We start from the raw sequence: 1,876 nt of genomic DNA on the forward strand, positions 1-1,876 counted from the left end.
ATTCGGCACTTCAACAGGCGGCAGCCGATGTCGAAGCTCTGCTGTTTCCCACCCGTGCTTAATTTCCTTTTGCCCTGTACAAACAGGGCATTTTTGATTTTGTTTACCCATACACACCACCCAAATGATATTTAAGGAGAGCCCTATGCAGACCTCAACGCCACTAATAAATCGTTCTGTAACCCTAACCACGCTCTATGCGTTACTGCAGGCATATCCGCAACTCGAAGAGAACATCTTGCTAATAATTGTTGCTTTAGGCATTTCATATCAGGCGAATCCGTCGGCTCAGGCTGCAGCAATGCAAGCAATTTCTGTCTTGGAACAGGTGATACCCACAGACAGTGAGGCTCATCGCCAGTTTGAGATGCAATTAAAGCGGACGCTGACAGCATTGCAAGTAAATCAACAGCCAACTCAAGCGGACGCACTCCGCAATCTCTATCGTCATTCCCGACTGGCGAACCACTCGGAACTACAGATTTAACCTCATTTTGCCCTGCACAGTCAGGGCATTTTTGATTTTGCTCTCGCATACTCCCCCCTACTTCGACAGCCCTAGGGCTTTGCGGATTAACACTCGCCCCATTGCCGATTTTGACCTTAACCCGATGCGTTTCATTTCTTGCTTAAAAGCTTCTGCTTCCTCAATGGCAAGCTCAATATGAACGCTTTCTTTATCCGACTTTTTCTCGGAATTTTGAGGTAGATCACGTTTTGCCATATAGACAACCCCCTGATTTGTTGCTATTTTTCTGATGAAAGTTGATGAATATCATCAATGAACTTAATGAAGATTATATCCCCATTTTGTTCATAATCAAGTTATTTTTTGATTGTTTTGGAGATTTTTTAGCAAGTGTTAAATTCTGATGAAATTCTAGACAGAATGAAAATGTCACTGGGAATAAAAACTAATAAAGAACTAGCGGAAAAATTAGGGGTTTCGGAAAAAACCTCTTCAAATTGGAAAATCAGAGGATCTATACCTCTTGAAGCTATCTTGGCAGTATCTTTAAAAAAGGAAGTTTCTATTGATTGGCTTGTGCTGGGTAAAGAAGAAAATAGCACGAAAGAGCAACTAGCTGTTGATGAACAAATGATTCTATCTGCTTATAGACAAATGAACCAAGAGCAGAAATTGCAAATCATAACTCAAATGAGCGGATTACAAAAATCATCAGAAACGGGTACAAACATTCATTCAGTTAATAATAGCACTACGAATAATCAAGTATTCCACGGGAATACCCTAGGAACGGTGATTGGGATCAATAAAAAGTAAAAATGAGTTTTTTACAAACAGAATTGGTTTTAGAGCGAATGAAAAATGCTTTAAATCTTAGAACAAACAAAGACTTGGCGGAAAAACTGGACGTTTCGACTCAAACCTTATCTGGCTGGAAAGTAAGAAATGCACTCCCTTTAGAAGAAATACTTAAATTTTCATCAACACATCAAATAAGTTTAGACTGGCTTTTATGGGGAGAAGAGAAGCTTATGAAAATTTTGGATACTTACTCAATTCTTGAGCGTATGAAGTCATACTTAAACATTAAAAATGATGAAGACTTGGGAATTGAACTAGGCAAGGAGCAAGATAAAGCAGCCACTGCGGTAAGAAATTGGAGAAGTCGAAATAATCTACCTTTTGAAGTAATACTAGAATTTGCAAAATCTCATAATCTTTCGTTAGATTGGCTTATATTTGATCAAGTACAAAATCAACTTGATACAGCTCAACAAATGGCTCTTACCGCATTTAATGCACTAGACGACCAAAAGAAAATTCAGGCAATTAGCTTTATGAGCGGATTGCAAAAAGAGGCATCAACCGGCGGAATGAATATTCGCACGGGTGATAATAGTACGAACA

General features: G+C 39.1%; 4 protein-coding genes. 3 read left to right on the forward strand and 1 reads right to left on the reverse strand.

The features are described 5' to 3' along the window. Positions 1-145: 145 nt before the first annotated feature. Positions 146-487, forward strand: coding sequence for a hypothetical protein (locus RO21_RS11190; RefSeq protein WP_047977864.1), 342 nt, complete (start codon positions 146-148; stop codon positions 485-487). A 57-nt stretch (positions 488-544) separates the two neighbouring features. Here the strand turns inward: RO21_RS11190 and RO21_RS11195 are convergent, their stop codons facing one another. Next, the gene (locus RO21_RS11195; protein ID WP_047977865.1) at positions 545-724 is read right to left on the reverse strand and encodes a hypothetical protein; all 180 of its coding nucleotides are present in this window, start codon (positions 722-724) and stop codon (positions 545-547) included. Between the two features lie 135 nt (positions 725-859). Between RO21_RS11195 and RO21_RS12245 the strand changes: the two genes are divergently transcribed. Both RO21_RS12245 and RO21_RS12250 read left to right on the forward strand, forming a co-directional pair. Then, complete coding sequence (locus RO21_RS12245; RefSeq protein ID WP_084724307.1) at positions 860-1,285, forward strand: helix-turn-helix domain-containing protein; 426 nt, start codon at positions 860-862, stop codon at positions 1,283-1,285. Between the two features lie 2 nt (positions 1,286-1,287). Beyond that, positions 1,288-1,876: helix-turn-helix domain-containing protein (locus RO21_RS12250; protein WP_053067779.1), on the forward strand; the 589-nt coding region annotated here is incomplete at its 3' end.

This window comes from Muribacter muris (genome assembly GCF_001038205.1).
Lineage (GTDB): Bacteria > Pseudomonadota > Gammaproteobacteria > Enterobacterales > Pasteurellaceae > Muribacter > Muribacter muris.

Bases quoted from the DNA above. Each gene is read 5' to 3' on its own strand.
- RO21_RS11195 (WP_047977865.1), bottom strand. From the start codon at position 724: ATGGCAAAACGTGATCTACCTCAAAATTCCGAGAAAAAGTCGGATAAA.
- RO21_RS11190 (WP_047977864.1), top strand. From the start codon at position 146: ATGCAGACCTCAACGCCACTAATAAATCGTTCTGTAACCCTAACCACG.